The 16077-nt window shown below is 67.8% G+C and carries 17 protein-coding genes; 7 read left to right on the forward strand and 10 right to left on the reverse strand.

From position 1 onward, the window contains the following. The first annotated feature begins 10 nt into the window (after window positions 1-10). The 3 genes from ACO227_RS01720 to ACO227_RS01730 are packed head-to-tail and all read left to right on the forward strand — an operon-like array spanning window position 11 to window position 2200. Complete coding sequence (locus ACO227_RS01720; protein ID WP_423604769.1) at window positions 11-943, forward strand: aspartyl/asparaginyl beta-hydroxylase domain-containing protein; 933 nt, start codon at window positions 11-13, stop codon at window positions 941-943. A gap of 10 nt (window positions 944-953) precedes the next feature. Further along, complete coding sequence (locus tag ACO227_RS01725; protein ID WP_423604771.1) at window positions 954-1577, forward strand: sulfotransferase family 2 domain-containing protein; 624 nt, start codon at window positions 954-956, stop codon at window positions 1575-1577. Between the two features lie 11 nt (window positions 1578-1588). Then, on the forward strand, window positions 1589-2200 hold the full coding sequence (locus ACO227_RS01730; RefSeq protein WP_423604773.1) for an aspartyl/asparaginyl beta-hydroxylase domain-containing protein: 612 nt from the start codon (window positions 1589-1591) through the stop codon (window positions 2198-2200). Window positions 2201-2209: 9 nt separating this feature from the next. Here the strand turns inward: ACO227_RS01730 and ACO227_RS01735 are convergent, their stop codons facing one another. The 6 genes from ACO227_RS01735 to xseA form a co-directional block, all read right to left on the reverse strand. Beyond that, complete coding sequence (locus tag ACO227_RS01735; RefSeq protein WP_423604775.1) at window positions 2210-2449, reverse strand: hypothetical protein; 240 nt, start codon at window positions 2447-2449, stop codon at window positions 2210-2212. A 56-nt stretch (window positions 2450-2505) separates the two neighbouring features. Continuing rightward, the gene (locus ACO227_RS01740) at window positions 2506-4527 is read right to left on the reverse strand and encodes a tetratricopeptide repeat-containing sulfotransferase family protein (protein ID WP_423604776.1); all 2022 of its coding nucleotides are present in this window, start codon (window positions 4525-4527) and stop codon (window positions 2506-2508) included. A 67-nt stretch (window positions 4528-4594) separates the two neighbouring features. Continuing rightward, entirely contained in the window at window positions 4595-7651 is a 3057-nt protein-coding gene (locus tag ACO227_RS01745) for a TonB-dependent receptor domain-containing protein (RefSeq protein WP_423604777.1), read from the reverse strand. Between the two features lie 199 nt (window positions 7652-7850). Beyond that, the gene (locus ACO227_RS01750; protein ID WP_423604779.1) at window positions 7851-8690 is read right to left on the reverse strand and encodes a M23 family metallopeptidase; all 840 of its coding nucleotides are present in this window, start codon (window positions 8688-8690) and stop codon (window positions 7851-7853) included. Window positions 8691-8734: 44 nt separating this feature from the next. Beyond that, the gene (locus ACO227_RS01755; protein ID WP_423604781.1) at window positions 8735-8938 is read right to left on the reverse strand and encodes a DUF2093 domain-containing protein; all 204 of its coding nucleotides are present in this window, start codon (window positions 8936-8938) and stop codon (window positions 8735-8737) included. 26 nt (window positions 8939-8964) lie between these two features. Continuing rightward, complete coding sequence (xseA, locus tag ACO227_RS01760; RefSeq protein ID WP_423604783.1) at window positions 8965-10344, reverse strand: exodeoxyribonuclease VII large subunit; 1380 nt, start codon at window positions 10342-10344, stop codon at window positions 8965-8967. Here xseA and purD point away from each other — a divergent pair. Beyond that, the gene (gene purD, locus ACO227_RS01765) at window positions 10343-11611 is read left to right on the forward strand and encodes a phosphoribosylamine--glycine ligase (RefSeq protein WP_423604785.1); all 1269 of its coding nucleotides are present in this window, start codon (window positions 10343-10345) and stop codon (window positions 11609-11611) included. The two genes, xseA and purD, sit on opposite strands and share 2 nt — an antisense overlap. Here purD and ACO227_RS01770 read toward each other — a convergent pair. Beyond that, window positions 11608-12294, reverse strand: coding sequence for an ankyrin repeat domain-containing protein (locus ACO227_RS01770; protein ID WP_423604786.1), 687 nt, complete (start codon window positions 12292-12294; stop codon window positions 11608-11610). The two genes, purD and ACO227_RS01770, sit on opposite strands and share 4 nt — an antisense overlap. 152 nt (window positions 12295-12446) lie before the next feature. On the opposite strand from ACO227_RS01770, the gene ACO227_RS01775 reads away from it, so the two are divergent. Beyond that, on the forward strand, window positions 12447-12650 hold the full coding sequence (locus ACO227_RS01775) for a hypothetical protein (RefSeq protein WP_423604787.1): 204 nt from the start codon (window positions 12447-12449) through the stop codon (window positions 12648-12650). 6 nt (window positions 12651-12656) lie between these two features. On the opposite strand, the gene ACO227_RS01780 is transcribed toward ACO227_RS01775, so the two are convergent. Further along, entirely contained in the window at window positions 12657-13961 is a 1305-nt protein-coding gene (locus ACO227_RS01780) for a hemolysin family protein (protein WP_423604788.1), read from the reverse strand. Between the two features lie 130 nt (window positions 13962-14091). Between ACO227_RS01780 and ACO227_RS01785 the strand changes: the two genes are divergently transcribed. Next, window positions 14092-14769, forward strand: coding sequence for an OmpA family protein (locus ACO227_RS01785; protein ID WP_343518532.1), 678 nt, complete (start codon window positions 14092-14094; stop codon window positions 14767-14769). Between the two features lie 34 nt (window positions 14770-14803). Here the strand turns inward: ACO227_RS01785 and ACO227_RS01790 are convergent, their stop codons facing one another. Both ACO227_RS01790 and ACO227_RS01795 read right to left on the reverse strand, forming a co-directional pair. Continuing rightward, the gene (locus ACO227_RS01790; protein ID WP_423607429.1) at window positions 14804-15232 is read right to left on the reverse strand and encodes a nucleoside deaminase; all 429 of its coding nucleotides are present in this window, start codon (window positions 15230-15232) and stop codon (window positions 14804-14806) included. A gap of 76 nt (window positions 15233-15308) precedes the next feature. After that, complete coding sequence (locus ACO227_RS01795; protein ID WP_423604790.1) at window positions 15309-15590, reverse strand: hypothetical protein; 282 nt, start codon at window positions 15588-15590, stop codon at window positions 15309-15311. A 160-nt stretch (window positions 15591-15750) separates the two neighbouring features. On the opposite strand from ACO227_RS01795, the gene rpmB reads away from it, so the two are divergent. After that, window positions 15751-16041: a 50S ribosomal protein L28 gene (rpmB, locus tag ACO227_RS01800; protein WP_423604792.1), complete on the forward strand. Its 291-nt coding sequence runs from the start codon at window positions 15751-15753 to the stop codon at window positions 16039-16041. The last annotated feature ends 36 nt before the right edge of the window (window positions 16042-16077 follow it).

The raw sequence follows: 16077 nt of genomic DNA on the forward strand, positions 1-16077 counted from the left end.
AAAATACGCCATGCGCCTCAACCAGCCGCTGCTGAAGCTTCCCAAGTCGTTCGATGCCGACCGGCTCGCCGCCGAGGTGCGCGCGCTGCCCGCGACCGCGTGGCTGCCGCACCCCGGCAATTATCCCGGCAACGACGCGGTGCTGCTGGTCACGCCCGAGGGTCAGATGACCAACGGCTTCACCGGTCGAATGGCGGCGACCGAGCATCTGCGCGCCTGCCCCTCTGTCATGGAAGTGATGGGCGAGATCGGCGCGGTATGGGGCCGCAGCCGGCTGATGGGCCTCGGCCCCGGTGCGGTCGTGCCTCCGCATGTCGACGTCAACTATCACTGGCGCACGCACATGCGCATCCACATTCCGGTGATCACCAATCCCGACGTGCGCTTCACCTGCGGCGAGCAGAGCGTGCACATGGCGCCGGGCGAATGCTGGGTGTTCGATTCCTTTCAGATGCACAATGTCCGCAACGGCGGCGTCGACAAGCGCGTCCACCTCGTGCTCGACACCGTCGAGGGTGAGGAGATATGGGACCTGATCGACGCGGCCAACAGCGGCACCGCCGCGCCCCCGGCCCGCCCGCCGCGGCCGCTGCGGTTCGAGACGGTCGACATGCACAAGATCATGTCGCCTTGGGAAGTGCGCTGCCACATCGCCTTCCTCACCGACTATGTGCTGCCCAACCCCCGGCTGGCGGCCGTGCTCAACCGCCTCGACCGTTTCGCCGCGGCGTGGAGTTCGACCTGGTCCGAATATGAGGGATCGCCCGCCGGCTTGCCCGACTATCGCCGCCTGATCGCCGGATTGCGCCAAGATCTGATGGCGAGCGGCGGCGGCAATTTGCCGCTGCAGAACCAGGTGACGCTGGCGCGCGCGCTCGGCGAGCTCATCCTCGACGTTGCCGCGCCCGATCCCGCACCCGCCGCGGTCCGTCTCGCCTCCTGAAGCCGCACGCATGATCATTTCGCACCAACATCGCTTCGTCTTCACCGCGATTCCCAAGACCGGCACGCATTCGGTCCGCCAGGCGCTACGCGAGCATCTCGGACCCGACGATCTCGAGCAGGTGCGCCTGTTCGTCGAGAAGCGCCTGCCCTGGCCCGAGCTCGCCCGGCTCGGCCATGGGCATATCAGCCTCGCGGAGCTGCGTCCGGTGCTGGGCGAGGAGTTGTTCGGCGGCTATTTCAAATTCGCCTTCGTCCGCAATCCGTTCGAGCGCTTCGTCTCCTATTGCGCCTTCGCGACCAGCCAGCAGGGCAGCTTCGAGCGCGATCCCCAAGGCGTGATGCGCCACTTCCTGTTCGTCGCGCCACCGCATCACCACATTGTGTTCCGCCCGCAGCACAGCTTCGTCTGCGCGCCCGACGGGACCTTGCTCGCCGACCAGCTCGGCCGGGTCGAGGAGATGCAGGCGAGCTATGACGCGATCTGCGAGCGGATCGGCATCCCCTCCGCGCCGCTCGGCCGCGCCAACAGCTCGAAGCATGCCGAGTATCGCAGCTATTACGACCAGCAGCTCAAGGACGGCGTCGCGCGGCTCTATGCCCGCGACCTCGAGCTGTTCGGCTACGAGTTCTGAGCGAGGCCGCCATGTATCCCAACCCGCGCAAGACTCAGTCCATCCGCCGCCTCGGCCCGGTCGAGGTCGGCGCGCTACGCGCTGCGGTCGCGGCAATTCCCGAAGCGTTGTGGGACGCCGAGAATGCCGGCAAGCCCAACAAGTTCGAGGCGCTCGATTCCACCCGCCATATCGTCTTCCGCTTCGTTTCCAACCTGCGCGACTGGCGCGAGAGTTACGATCGTCCCCTCTGGGCGGAGTGGCGGCCGCTGCTCGAGCCCGTGCTCGCCGCCGCGACCGCACCCTATGGCTATGCCCGCGGTGTCTTTCCCCGCGTGATGCTTGCGCGCATGCGCCCCGGTGGGGTGATCCAGCCGCATCGCGACGCCAATCCGGCGGCGAAATGGCCGCACAAGATCCATGTGCCGCTCGAGACCAACGATGCAGTGACCTTCTTTGTCGACGGCGTCGGCCATCACCTGCCGGTCGGCGAGGCGGCGGAAGTCAACAATATGGGCGTGCACGCCGTCACCAATGCCGGCGCGAGCGACCGCATCCACCTGATCTTCGAATATTACGATCTCGACCAGCCCGAACCCGAATGGCTCGCCGCGGTCACTGCAGCGTCACCGGGGACAGCCTGAAGGCTCGGGCTATTCCCTGGCGATGTTGATCGTCGGCTTGCGGAAATCCTCGGCCGCCTGCCGCTTCGCATTTTCGCTCATCTGCTCCCACACCGCGCGGGTGTGACAGACCTTCTTCTTGAAGCGAGTCGCGGTGCGCGACTGATATTTGCAGACCATCTCCTCTTCGGCACCCGAAGTGGACGTGGCGGGTTGGGTGGCCTGCGCCGGTGCTGCGGCGAGCACGGCAAGAGCGACTAGGGCGGACATGGTCGACCTCGTTGTGAAATCGGCCGCGATCATACCCGAAACGCCACGCGCTTCAATCACGCCGTGCCGGCGCTCTCCGCCGCGGCCGGCAGCTCATAGCCGAAGCGCCGCACCCATGGCTCGAGCACGGGCAGCGTCCACCACATCTTGTCGGCATAGCGTTCCCAACGCCCGCTCGCGCGGCGATAGACCTTTTCGGTCACCTGGGCGTAGCTCGGCGTGCGGATAAAGCCGCGCGCGGTGGCGGTGCGCTGATGATCGAGCAGATCGTCTTCCCAGGCCAGGCCGAGGAACGCGATCACCGGTCGCAATGCCGCCTCGGCGTCGGCAACCATGTCCTCGTAGCGGATTTCCTGGACCTCGACCGGCAGCAACGCGCGGCACTGCTCCCAATAGGCGAAGATGCGGTCATAGGTGCGGCTGGCATTGTCGAGGTCGAGGAAGCTCGACATCGCCTCGGTCGGCTTGAAATTCTGCATGTAGCAGCTCAGCACGACGTCGCATGGATGGCGCAGCGCCAGGATGATCCTGGCGTCGGGAAACAGCCGGTGGATCAGCGGCAGGCGGATCATCGACAGCGGGTTCTTGTCGATGATCAGCGTGTCGCGCGACGGCGGCGGCGAGGCCTTGTCGACCTCGGCGAAATAGCGCGCGCGCAGGTCGCGGATCGCCGCGGCGTCGAGCTCGGCGATCCGCTCGAACGGCCCGATCTCCTCGGCGATCTTCTCCAGAATCGGCACTTCCTCGAGCACATGCGTGCCGCTATGGCCCATCAGCAGCGTATCGAGCAGCGTGGTGCCCGAACGCGGGAAACCGACAAGAAACACCGGCGAGGGGCGATCGCCCGGCTCCGGGCCCTGCTTCCAGCTCGCCAGCCAGTCCGCATTGGTCTGCTCGGCGAGCCCGTCGATCCCCCGGCGATAGGCGCTCCGGTCGGCGCGCGCCGCCAGCGGCGTCTCACCCATGATTCGGTTCATTTCCTGAAAGGCCAGGAACGCCTCGTCGATCAGCCCGAGCCGGTCGGCGAGCTGTCCGCGGAACTGGGCGACCGCTGCGGGGTGGATCGCGCGCGACTCGGTCCGGCGCACCAGCTCCAGCGCCCGTTCGGTCTCGCCGCGACGGTTGGCCGACAGCGCACGCAGATAGTCGAGCTCGGCGCCCTTCGCCCCTGCCCGTTCAGCCTGCGCGATCAGCGCATCGAGTTCTTCCACCCGATTGGCTTTTTCGAGCAGGATGCCGAGATCGAGATAGCTCGCGGCGCTCGTCGGACCGGCGCGCAGTGCGAACCGAAAGGCCTGCTCGGCCTTTTGCGGATCGGACAGATCGCTGAACGCCAGCCCCATCGCGGTAAAGATGCGCGGGTCGCGGGCATCGAGCTTGGCGGCGGCGCCCAGCGCCCTCAGCGCGCGTGCCGGATGGTCGATGGCGGTGAGCATCCGCCCCAGCTCGAGCAGCGGCGCAGGGTCTCGCGGCGCGAGCAACGCGGCGCGCTCCATCGTCACACACGCTTCCTCGTGCCGTTCTGCCGCGGCCAGCACGCGGGCAATGTTGACGTGAACTTCGGCGGATTCGGGATTGATCGTCCGCGCGCGCTGGAGTGCTCCCAACGCACCATCGAGATCGCCGAGCTCGAACCGCGCATTGCCGAGATTGTTCCACGTCTCGAAATCGTCTGGCATCTCCGCCGACAGCGTTTCGTAAAGCCACAAGGCTTCGGATCCCCGGCCCTGCGCCCGCAGGATGTCCGCTTTCATTCGCTGGAGGTCGGGCGAGGCCGCTGCCACCGGTCCGTCGCACAGCGCCATGGCCTCGTCGGCCTGGCCCAGCGCCATCAATGTCTTCGCCAGATTGATCCGATTGTCGGCGGTATCGCCGCCATTGGCGATCGCGCGACGGAAATAGGCCGCGCCGCTCTTGAGGTCGCCGGCCTGGCTGCTCGCCACGCCCAGAAACTGCAGGATCGCCGCGTTGTTCTGCTGGGCGCGCAGTGCACCCTCGCCCAGCGCCCGTGCCGCCGGATAGTCGCCGCGCGTAAATGCCGCCATCGCAGCGTTCATCTGCTCAGCAATCGTCTTCATCGCTGCCGCCTAGACAAAAAGAGGGCGGGAAACCAGTCCCGCCCTCCTTCAAGCCGCTGTGTCGCCGTCAGAACTTCAGGCGTGCCTGAACATAGGCGCGGCGCCCGATCACGTCGTAGGTCGACGGGTCGGTGCCCGACTGCACGTTCGGCGCGTAGGTCGGCGGCTGACGGTCGAAGGCGTTGTTGACGCCCAGACGCAGCGTCACATTCTCGACCTGGCCCTGTACCGCGAAGTCGAAATACCACACCGATTCCGGCCCGGTGAACGTCTCGCCGATATACTGGCGGGCCGCACGGTTCTCCATCTCGTCGATGTAGCGGACACGGGTGTGGAACGAGAGGTTCTCGTTGAAGTTCCAGCCCATGTTCAGCGTCCCCTTCCATTCGGGGAAGCTGGTGCCGAGACCGGCGCCGAAATAGGAAGCGGTGCCGGCATAGTCCGTCTTCAGGCCGCCGAGGCCGGTGACCTTGAAGTCGAACAGGTAGTTGACCAGCAGGTTGAAGTTGATCGCCGACGCCGGGCCCACGAACTCGGTCGGCAGACGATAGCCGAGCTGGAAGTCGATGCCCGAAGTCTTGACCGACCCCTGGTTGACGAACTGGAAATAACCGGTCGCCGGATCGCCGCCCAGGCTCGGCGGCAGATAGATGCCGCTGATGTTGTTGTTCGAGCGCGCGATACCCTGGCAATAGGGGCTCGTCGCGCTGAGGCTCGAGTTGAGGTCGTTATAGCCGTAGCACGAGGCGATGATCTCGTTCACGTCGGGCGCGAAGATCGTGTCGCTGATCTTGATGTTGTAATAGTCGATCGAGCCCGTGAAGCCGGCGAAGTTGAACACCGCGCCGAGCGTGAAGGCATCCGATTTCTCCGGCTTCAGGTTCGGATTGCCCGTGGCGGTGATGAACGCCTGCGCACCCGGGGTCGCGACGAAGTTGTTGATCGTCGAGGCGGCGATGCCGCCGATACCCGCGGTCTGGCACATGGTCGCCGCAGCCGCACCGCCGTTCTGGCGGAACTGGGTGTTGACCGAGCACGGATCGAAGATCTGCGGGAAGCTGCCGCCGCCCGAGAACAGTTCGCCGAAGTTCGGCGCACGGACCGAGTGCTGGTAGCTGCCGCGCAGACGGACTTCCGGGATCGGCGCCCAGGTGAGCGTGCCGCCATAGGCCCAATCGCTCGACGACTCGCCGTCAATGCCGTTCTGGATGTCGTTGAAGTCGCTCTTCGAGTGACGCGCGGTGAGCGAGAGCTCGAGCGTCTCGGCCCAGGGCGCGTTCTTGGCGAGCGGGATCAGCGCCTCGCCGAAGAAGTCGAGGAAGCTGTTGGTGCCGAGGTCCGGCGTGCTGGTGTTGAAGCCCGCGATCGGACCGAACAGCGAGCCCGGATCGAACTCGTAGCGGAAATCGCGCTTCTCGACGCCGAACGCCACCGACAGCGGGCCCGCCGGAAGCTCGACCAGCTCACCGGTGACATAGGCCTGCGCGATCTTCTGGGTGAAGGTCGTCTTGGTCACGCCCACTTCGTCGACGAAGTCGACGCAGTCCTGCGAGAAGGGCTGGATGCCGAACGGGTTGAAGCCGCCGTCGCAGAGGCTGGCGCCGCCGTCGGGCGCCTCGAGCAGCTGCTGCACGCGCTGCACGTTGACGTTGCCGCGAGCCTCCTGGTCGATGACCGTCTTGCCCCACGAGTAGTACGCCTCATAGCGCCAGCCCGGGGCGATCTCGCCGCGCAGGCCGGCGAGGCCCTGGATCACCTCGTTCTCGAACGCCTGCTCGCGCAGGCCGGTGCCGAGGAAGCGATAGCCGATGCGGATGCCCTCGGCCGCGCCAGCGCCCGTGAGCAGCGGATCATCGCCGACGCGGGTGTTGAGCAGCGTGCGAAGGTCATTCGACACGAACGGGTTGGTCACCGGCACGACGAAGCCGGTGATGCGCTGGCCGGGCGCGACCAGCGGCGAGCGCGCATTGAGCACCGAGGCCGCATTGTCGCCCGAGTTGACGATGCCGGTGCTGACCGGCGTCGGCGCGAGCGCCGTAGCCGACTTGTAGTTGGTGTACGCACCCTGGACGAACACTTCGAACGACGGGTTGATCTCGTAGTTCGCGCGCGTGAACGCCGAATAGCGCTCCAGCGGGAGCACGAGGATGTTCACGATGTCGAAGTTGTAGCTGTAGAAATCGGGGAAATAGTTGAGGTTCGGGTTCGCCGGCGAGCTGAGGTCGTAGCGGAAGTTGGCGACATCGCGCGGATCGTTGAAGGTACCGCGACCGAACAGCGTGCCGTCGGAGTTGAAGCCGAGCAGCGAGATCGTCGGAATGTCCTTGGCCGGCGTGCCGTAGCCCTGGAACAGTGCGGTGACCGCCGCCTGGCTGATCGGGTTCGAGGCGCTGTTGGTGAACGAACCGGTCGGGAACGACGTCGTGGTCGAGGTCGCCTGCGCGGCGAAGTCGCGCTGCGCCTTGATCATGCCCTGGCGGTCCGAATATTCGACCGACAGCGCGAAGTTGCCGCGGTTGTCGGCGAAATTGCCGCCGATCGTGCCGCTGATCTGGATCTCGCGCGCGTCGGTCTCGGGGATCGAGTTGGCGTAGGTCGCGCGAAGGTCGACGCCCTCGAAATCGTCCTTGAGGATGACGTTGACCACGCCCGCGATCGCGTCCGCGCCATAAGCCGCGCCGGCGCCGCCGGTGGTGACCTCGATGCGCTCGATCAGGCCCTGCGGGATCGTGTTGAGGTCGACCGCCATCGTCGTCGCCGACACCATCGGGCGGCGGCCGTCGATCAGCACCAGGTTGCGGTTCGAGCCGAGGCCGCGAAGGTCGATGTTCGACTGGCCGTTGTTGCCCGGGTTGTTCGAGGTGGTCGTGCCGGCCGGGTTTACCTGCGGCAGCGTGTTGAGGAAGGTATCGAGCGTGACGTCCGCGTTCTGGGTCGCCTCCTCACCCGAGACCACCGCGACCGGGCTGTTCGAATCGAGGTTGGGACGGACGATGCGCGAACCGGTGACGACGACGGTGTCCTCTTCGGCCGGCGCGGGCGTTTCGGTTTGCGCGAAAGCGGGCACTGCGAACATCGTGCCGCTGATCAGCAGCGTCGAAGTCAACAGGCGCGTACGTGCCATCGATACCATAATGTAGCACCCCTTTGTACGGGCGTTTGCCGCCCTTGTTGATTGCGCAGGAGGGACCTCACGCAAGATCGCGGCACCATAAATGTCCCGCTGGCGCACACACAATGGCGTTCAAGGGGAGATCGTTTTTTGTAACCCCGACGTGACAAAAACGTCACAGTCGCAACCATCATGCCTTTTTGAGGCCGGTTCAGTCGGCCGTGACGGGCATCGATCCGGCGATCAGCAGCGGGTCGATTCGCGCGCCGTTCCACTTCATTCCCCAGTGGAGATGCGGCCCGGTGGCGCGCCCGGTCGCGCCCACCGCACCGACCGTCTGGCCGCGCCGCACGACCTCGCCGACCTTCACGTCGATGCGCGAGAGGTGCAGGAACGCGCTGTTCAGGCCCATCCCATGGTCGATCATCAGCAGCCTGCCCTCGAGCGTGAAGGGCGCCTGCGCGGCCAGGATCACCACGCCGTCGGCCGGCGCCAGCACCGGCGTGCCGCTCGGCCGCGCCACATCGACCCCCGAATGATAGGCGCCCGGCTCGCCCTTGTAGATGCGCTGCGATCCGAACAGGCCCGAGATGCGCCCCGTCACCGGCCACATGAAGCGCTGCCGCCAACCCTGCGCGGCCGAGCGGATCGCGCGCGCCGTGTTGATCTGCGCGAGCTCGCCGGGCCGGCGGCGCTGGAATTCCGCGCTAGGCTGCGCAAAGCGCGGCAGCCGGTCGAGCCGCTCGATCCGCCACGCGCGTGGTTGCACCGCGAGCGAACGGCGCACCGTGCTGCCGTCGACCCGCATCGCGACGATCGTCGCCGATGGCCCGGCGTCGCGGTCGAAGGCGATGAGGAAACGCCCGTCCGCCGCCACCGGCACGTCCTGGCCGTCGAAGGTCAGCCGGCTGGTCAGCGTGGGCGCGGTGCCGAGCACCGTACCGCCCTGAATCATCGGCCCGTCGAAGCTGAAGTCGTTGCGCGCGGCGGAAGTCCGCGCCTGCCCGCCCGCCGCATCCGCGGGCATCAGCGCGACGGCGGTGGCGGCCATCAGGCCAAGGGCGGCGCTCGCGATGACAAGCCCCCCCGATGCCCTCATGGCGTCATCATCGCCCGCGTCGCGATTTCCGCCGTGGCATAAGGCTCCTGCTTCGCCACGCTCCAATAGCGCAATGCCTCGAGCGGGATCTTCTCGCCGCTCACCGCGCATACGACATGGTCGCCGGGCGCGAGCACGCGAAAGCCGTTCGCCATGTAATGGAGCCGCGCCGGGCGGGCGGTGTTGGACGACATCAGCATGGCGCTACTCACTTCGTGACGGACGGTCAGAACAGATCGGGCTGTTCGGGCTTCGACGGAGCATAAGGTTTGGCGCCGCCCCGCTCAACCCGCGCATCCACCACGCCGTCGCGGAAGTGGAGCGTCACCGCGCCCGCCGCGCGCGCGTCGGCGGCGCTTGCGATCACCTTGCCGCTCGCCTTGGCGCCGACGCGGACATAGCCGCGCTGGAGCAGATTGTCGGGATTGACCGCGTCGAGCAGCTTTCGAAAACCGTCCAGCCGATGATGTAGCGTCTCCAGCTTGCGCTCCAGCACCGCCGGCCGCAGCGCGCCTGCCGCGCGATCGAGCACCCCGCGCGCGACGGTCACCCGCCGCTCCAGGGCGCGGTCGAGCCGCGCGCCCATGTCGTCGGCCTTTTGCCGCTGCGGCCCGAGCAATGCGTCGCGCCGGGGCAGCACGCGCACCAGCGCCTGCAACCGCTCGCCGCCGCGCTCGTGATAGCGCCGCGCGCAGCGCTCGGCCCGCAGGCCCAGCGTGGCGATGCCGTTGGCGAGTTCCGCGCGCACCGGCACCGCCATCTCCGCCGCCGCGGTCGGGGTCGGCGCGCGTATGTCGGCGGCATAGTCGCACAGCGTCGTGTCGGTCTCGTGCCCGACCGCCGAGATCACGGGGATCGAGCACCCCGCCACCGCGCGCACCACTGCTTCCTCGTTGAACGCCCACAGGTCCTCGATCGAGCCCCCGCCGCGCGCGACGATCACCAGGTCGGGCCGCCGCGCCGCGCCCTCGTCCGGCATCGCGTCGAACCCGCGCACCGCCGCCGCCACTTCCTGCGCCGCGCCGTCCCCCTGCACCTTGACCGGCCACACCAGCACATGCGTCGGAAACCGGTCCTCCAGCCGATGCAGGATGTCGCGGATCACCGCCCCGGTGGGTGAGGTCACCACGCCGATCGTGCGCGGCGCGAACGGCAGCTTCTTCTTGCGCGCCGGATCGAACAGCCCCTCCCCGGCCAGCTGCGCCTTCAGCTTCTCGAACAGCGCCATCAGCGCGCCTTCGCCGGCGAGCTCCATCCGTTCGATCACGATCTGGTATTTGGAGCGGCCCGGATAGGTGGTGAGCTTGCCGGTCGCGACCACCTCGATCCCGTCTTGCGGGCTGAACGGCACCAGCGCCGCCTGCCCGCGCCACATCACCGCGTCGATCACGGCGTCGGCATCCTTGAGGCACAGATAGGCATGCCCCGACGCCGCGCGCTTGAACCCCGAAATCTCGCCGCGCAGCCGCACATGCCCGAACTCGCCCTCGACCATGCGCTTGAGCTTCATCGACAATTCGCCGACCGAAAGCGGAGCGGCGTTGTCCCCCTCCCGCCCCTCGGCTACGAGCCGCGGCGGAAACTGATCGTCGAAGGGGTCTGACATGAACGTCCTGTTGCTTGGGTCCGGTGGCCGCGAACATGCGCTCGCCTGGAAGCTCGCGCAATCGCCCCGGCTCGATAGCCTCCATGCGATCCCCGGCAACCCCGGAATCGCCCAGTACGCCGCCTGTCACGACGTCAAGCTCACCGATCACGCCGCGGTGATCGACTTCTGTCGCACCCAGAACATCGGCTTCGTCGTGGTCGGCCCCGAAGCGCCGCTGGTCGACGGCCTCTCCGACAGCCTGCGCGCCGCGGGCCTCCTCGTGTTCGGACCCTCGCAGGCGGCCGCACAGCTCGAAGGCTCGAAAGGCTTCACCAAGGATCTCTGCGCGCGCGAGAACATCCCGACCGCCGGCTATGTCCGCGTCACCGATCTCGCCACCGCGCGCGCCGCGCTCGCGCGCGACTTTCCCCGACCGGTGGTGATCAAGGCCGACGGCCTCGCCGCCGGCAAGGGCGTGACGATCGCCTTCACCGACGAGGAGGCCGACGCCGCGATCGCCGCGATCTTCGAGAAGCCCGGCGGCGAAGCGGTGATCGAGGAATTCCTCGAAGGCGAGGAAGCCAGCCTGTTCATCCTCACCGACGGCCAGGCGATCGTCGCGATGGGCTCGGCGCAGGATCACAAGCGCGTCGGCGATGGCGACACCGGCCCCAACACCGGCGGCATGGGCGCCTACAGCCCCGCCCGCGTCCTCACCCCCGCGCTGGAAGCCGCGGCGATCGATACGATCATCCGGCCCACGATCGCGGCGATGGCGAAGGACGGCATTCCCTATTCGGGCGTGCTCTATGCCGGCCTCATGCTTACCCGCAACGGCCCCAAGCTGATCGAGTACAACGCCCGCTTCGGCGATCCCGAATGCCAGGTGCTGATGCTGCGGCTGGAGGACGACCTGCTCGACCTGATGCTCGCGACCGAGACCGGCGAGCTCGCCAGCCGCCCCGCCCCGCGCTTCGGCGCCGAGACCGCGCTTACCGTGGTGATGGCGGCGAAGGGCTATCCCGGCACCCCCGAGACCGGCGGCGCGATCGGCGGATTGGACGCCGCCGAGGAAACCGGCGCGCAGGTGTTCCAGGCCGGCACCAGGCTCGACGGGGGCCAGCTCGTCGCCGCGGGCGGCCGCGTGCTCACCGTCACCGCCACCGGCGCGAGCGTGACCGAAGCGCAGGCCGCCGCCTATCGCGCGGTCGATGCGATCAACTTCCCCACCGGTTTCGCCCGCCGCGACATCGGCTGGCGTGAGGTGGCGCGCGAGAACGGTTAGTCGCGCTTCCCGATCGCCTGGTCGGGGTCGCCGACCAGATAGGCCGCCATCGACGTTCGCGCCGGATTGATCCGGTGCGGCGGGAACAGCAGCAGGCACAGCACAGCGGTGTCCCGCAGCGCCCAGCTCGCCCAGCTGAGCGGCGAGTCCCCATGCGCATCGCGCTGGTCGAGCGCCGCGCCCGCCGCGATCAGCCGCTCGATCGTGCCCTGCGTCGCATAGGCGGCGGCGCGGTGCAGCGCACCCTCACCACGGTTGCGCACGTCGCGCATGAAGCAGCCGGTCTCGGTTCCGGCGATCGTCGCCCGGTTGGGGTCGGCGCCGGCCGCCAGCAGCACGGCGACCACTGCTTCCATTCCCAGGCTGTCGCGGCGGCTCACCGCATTGTGCAGCGGCGTCTCGCCGGTCTCCGGATCGGCATCGTCCGCGTCCGCGCCCTGCTCGACCAGCCAGGCGCACAGCTGCCAATGCCCATGGAACGCCGCCCCGCCAAGCCCGAGGTTGCGGCCCAGCCGGTCGAGCGGAACGCCCGCCTCCACCAGCCGCCGGACTGCGCTGACGTCGCCATAATAGGTGCCCCAGCCGATCAAGTCGGCGCCCTCGATGCGCGCGTGCGGGTCCCCGCCCTCTGCGAGCCAGTCGAAGATCAAGTCGGTGCGGCCGGCGGCAATCTGCTCGAGCATTTCCAACCCCTCCCGAAGGATGGCGCCATCCTACCAGCGATCCCGCCCGGCGTCGCGGCAGCGGCTCACCCATATGCTCCACGAATAAGACCCTGTCGCCGCGAACTTTTCCACGCGCCGCGCATTTCAGGATCGAGAGGTGAGCGAAGCCGATGGACGAACCCCAGCAAGCCGAATCCACCGCCGGGGCCGCGGCGATGTTCGAGTGGGTGACGGTGACTCACCTCGTAATCATTGCGCTCTGCGCGGTCGGCGCGATCGCGATCATCGTGATCGGCCGGCGCCTGCTCCGTCGCCGGATCGAGGCGCAGCGTGAGTTGGAGGCGCGCAATCCCGATACCGACGAGCGTCGCTGAACGGCTTCAGTCCAGCTCGCTCACCAGCAGCTTGTCGATCTTGTGCCCGTCCATGTCGACGATCTCGAACCGCCAGCCCTGCTCGGTGAAGCTCTCGCCCTCCTGCGGCAGCCGCTTGAGCACCGCGAGCGCGAGTCCGGCGACGGTCGCATAGTCGCGGTCCTCGGGCAGCTCGATCTTGATCCGCTCGGCCAGCGCGTCGGCGGCGAGCTGGCCTGACACCAGCAGCGAGCCGTCGTCGCGCACCGTGATCGCCGGATGGTCCCCGACGTCGGCGTCCGACGCGAACTCGCCCGCGATCGCCGCGAGCAGGTCGGCGGGGGTCACGATCCCCTCGAAATGCCCGTATTCGTCATGGACGAAGCCCATCGGCACCGCCGCGCGGCGCAGCGCGCCCAGCGCGTCCATCGCATCGACTTGGTCGGGCAGCACGGGCGCGGGATGCATCAGCGCTTTGAGATCGAGCGGCTCGCCGCGGATCAGCGCGGTCACCACGTCGCGCGCCTGCACCACGCCCACCACCGCGTCGACCGACCCCTCGGCCACGGGCAGCCGCGTGTGCGGGGTCTCCGCCAACGCCTGGCGGATCCCGGCCTCGTCGAGATTGGCGTCGATCCAGTCGACCTCGGTGCGCGGCGTCATCACCTCGCGCACCGGCCGGTCGGCAAGCCGCACCACACCCGAGATGATCGAGCGCTCATGCTCCTCGATCACCCCCGAATGAGTCGCCTCGGCGACCAGCATGTGCAGTTCCTCGGCGGTAACGCGATTCTCCGATTCGCGGTTCATGCCGAGCAGGCGGAACACCAGCGCGCTGCTCTGGTCGAGCAGCCACACCAGGGGCGCGGTGATCCGCGCCAGCCATTTCATCGGCGTCGCCATCACCACCGCGATCGGCTCGGGCGAGCGCAGCGCGAACTGCTTGGGCACCAGCTCGCCGACGATCAGCGAGGCATAGGTGGTGAGCGCGATGACGATCGTGAAGCCGGCCGTCTGCGCCGTCTGCGGCTCGACCCCCATCGCGGCGATTCGCGCCGCCACCGGCGTGCCGAGGCTCGCCCCCGAATAGGCGCCGGCGACGATGCCGATCAGCGTGATGCCGATCTGCACGGTGGAGAGGAACTTGCCGGGATCGGCGGCAAGGTCGATCGCGGTCTGCGCGCCGCGCCGCCCGGTGCGCACCATCGCCTCCAGCCGCGCCTTGCGCGCCGACACGATCGCGAGCTCGGACATCGCGAACACGCCGTTCAGCGCGACCAGCGCCAGAATGATCGCGACGTCGATCCAGGGAAATGGGGGGAGCGGGTCCATCGGCCTGTCCGTCCCATAAGCGCATTCAGCTGAGTTTCACAACGCCCGTCTACATCGCGGGTCGATGCGAGGACGGAACAACACCATCGCTCGCGCGATTCTGGGTCACGAATTCAAGAGGAGGAAGTTCATGCGTAACCTCGGCAATTGGCCGCTCGTCCCCGCCATCGCGGCGCTCGCGCTCACCGGCGCCTGCGTCACCGATCCGGTGACCGGCGAGCAGCGCATGTCCAAGGCCGGGATCGGCGCGATCGGCGGCGCGCTCGGCGGCTATATCCTGGGCGACATCGTCGGCGGCCGGCGCGACCGGTCTGAAAAGATCATCGGCGCCGGCATCGGCGCGATCGGCGGCGCCGCGATCGGCAGCTACATGGACCGGCAGGAGCGCGAGATCCGCGAGCGCACCGCGGGCACCGATGTCGAGGTGATCCGCCGGGGCGACGACCTCATCCTGTCGATGCCGTCGGGCATCACCTTCGCCACCGACAGCTCGACGATCGAGCCGCAGTTCCGTCCCACGCTCGACAAGGTCGCCGACGTCCTCGACCGCTACAACCAGACCTATGTCGACGTCTACGGCCACACCGATTCGACCGGGTCCGACGCCTACAACCAGTCGCTGTCGGAGCGCCGCGCGGACGCGGTCGCCAGCTACCTCTCGATGCGCGGCGTCGAATCGGCACGGCTCGAAGCGGTCGGCTATGGCGAGACCCAGCCCGTCGCCGACAACGCCACGCTCGAAGGCCGCGCCCAGAACCGCCGCGTCGAGATCAAGATCGTCCCGGTCCGCGACAGCGACATGCGCTAGTCTGCACTCGGTTCTGCGCAGCAGAACCGTACGACTATCTCCGCAGGGCGAAAAATTCTCTGAGCAGCGCGCCCGCCTCGCCCTCGCCGATCCCGGAATAGACTTCCGGCCGGTGATGGCAGGTGGGCTGCGCGAAGAAGCGGGGGCCATGCTCGACCGCGCCGCCCTTGGGGTCCGGCGCGCCATAATAGATTCGCGCGATCCGGGCGTGCGCGATCGCCCCGGCGCACATCGCGCACGGCTCGAGCGTCACCCACAGGTCGCAATCCTCCAGCCGCTCGCGGCCGAGCTTCGCCGCGGCTTCGCGAATCACCCGGATCTCGGCATGCGCGGTCGGGTCGCGAAGGGCGCGCGGCGCATTGGCGGCGACCGCCACCTGCCGGTCGCCCTGCATCACCACCGCACCCACCGGCACCTCGCCCGCCTGCGCGGCGGCACGGGCGGCATCGAGGGCGACGCGCATCGGTTCGGGCAGCGGAAACATCGGCCCGCTATGCCCGCGCGCATCGTCCTTGGCCATGCCGTCGCGAATCGATCCGTTACTGCGCCTTGGCGGCCGGCGCGGGCTGCGCCTTCTCGACCTCCACCGTCGGCACCTGGATGGTCTTGTTCTCCATCACCACGGTCGGCACCTGGATCGTCTCGTTAGTATAGCCCATGCCGACCTTGCCCACATCGGCCTTGACCTCGGGCGCCTTGCCGCCTTCGAGCTTGACCTGCGGCAATGAGCCCGACTGCATGTTGACGCTCAGCATGCCGAGCGAGATCATCACCACGATGACGACGGCGGCGAGGCCCAATATCGCCAGGATTGCACGCATCGTTTCAGTCTCCCCAATCGAATCGTTTGCGTAATAACGCAGTATGACGGATCGAAGTTGCACGCGACGGGCTGAACGAGGTTGACGAAAAGCCCCCGTCCCGGTATCGGGCCGCACTTTCCGGGACGACCGGAACAGGCATAAACCTAGGAATCAAGCGATGTCGCGCATTTGCGAGCTGACCGGCAAGGGCCGGCAGGTGGGACACAACGTTTCCCACGCCAACAACAAGACCAAGCGCACCTTTCTGCCCAACCTGCAGAATGTGACGCTGCTGTCGGAGTCGCTGGAGCGCTCGGTTCGCCTGCGCGTCTCGACGCACGGCCTGCGCTCGGTCGAGCACAATGGCGGCCTCGACAACTGGCTGCTCAAGACCAGCGACGAGAAGCTCTCGCTCAAGGCGCGCCGCCTGAAGCGCGAGATCGCCAAGAAGGCGACCGCCGCGGCCTGAACCCCCTTTCGGGTTTACCGTCTCGACCGGCCCGCC

The organism is Sphingomonas sp. MS122 (assembly GCF_049532975.1).
Taxonomy (GTDB): domain Bacteria; phylum Pseudomonadota; class Alphaproteobacteria; order Sphingomonadales; family Sphingomonadaceae; genus Sphingomonas.